Origin of the sequence: Xanthomonas hortorum pv. cynarae (assembly GCF_002939985.1) — a bacterium.
Taxonomy (GTDB): Bacteria; Pseudomonadota; Gammaproteobacteria; order Xanthomonadales; family Xanthomonadaceae; genus Xanthomonas; species Xanthomonas hortorum_D.
Genome location: NZ_MDFM01000084.1, coordinates 1 through 629, shown reverse-complemented (window position 1 = coordinate 629; position 629 = coordinate 1). Strand labels below are relative to the sequence as shown.

General features: G+C 52.0%; 1 protein-coding gene. It reads left to right on the top strand.

Annotation, left to right across the window (positions count from 1 at the left end):
- Positions 1-117 precede the first annotated feature (117 nt).
- Positions 118-558 (top strand): hypothetical protein, encoded by a 441-nt coding sequence (locus XcyCFBP4188_RS22815; protein ID WP_218972696.1) that lies wholly within the window; start codon positions 118-120, stop codon positions 556-558.
- The last annotated feature ends 71 nt before the right edge of the window (positions 559-629 follow it).

Below are 629 nucleotides of genomic sequence, written 5' to 3'. Positions count from 1 at the left end.
CACCGAACGTCAGTTGCATGGATCACTCCTCAACAATAGGCGGGTAGTGTCGCGTATCTGTGGTGCGTTGTTCAGAGGTTCCTTAGCTCAGCGGGAAAGGTGTGGGCTGAACCTCAGTTGCAAGAGGCACGCAATTATCCAGCACCGGAACTCATTGCAAGATCCAAGAACTTTTCTTCCCAGATGGCTATAGAGCATCCGGAGACCGGGGTGATCCTCAAAAAGCTTGGACTAAAGTATTTGCATGAATTGGATCCGAACCTCGTCTATCAACTGAACACGCGTACAGGCGACGTGCGGACGCTTACTCGTGAGCAATCCGCTGCAGGTGGAAGTGTTGGTCCAGCAGCGATCTTCTGGGGATTTGGTACCCCAACAGTTAGGATATCGGGTGGTGCTGCCATCAACGGCGAGGCAGCGACAACGGTAACATGTCCTTTCTCTGCACAGACTGCAGAGGTCAGTGGCTTTATGGCTTCTACAGTGTCACGCGATCCGATTGCGGGTATCCGTAACGGCGTTCTTGTAGTAGACGATCCACTTACTAGGGCCTGTTAACACATCCGAAGCCCATCAACGACTAGGACGAAGCTGAGGAATCCAAGGAACATGACATCTAGCTTCTCGAA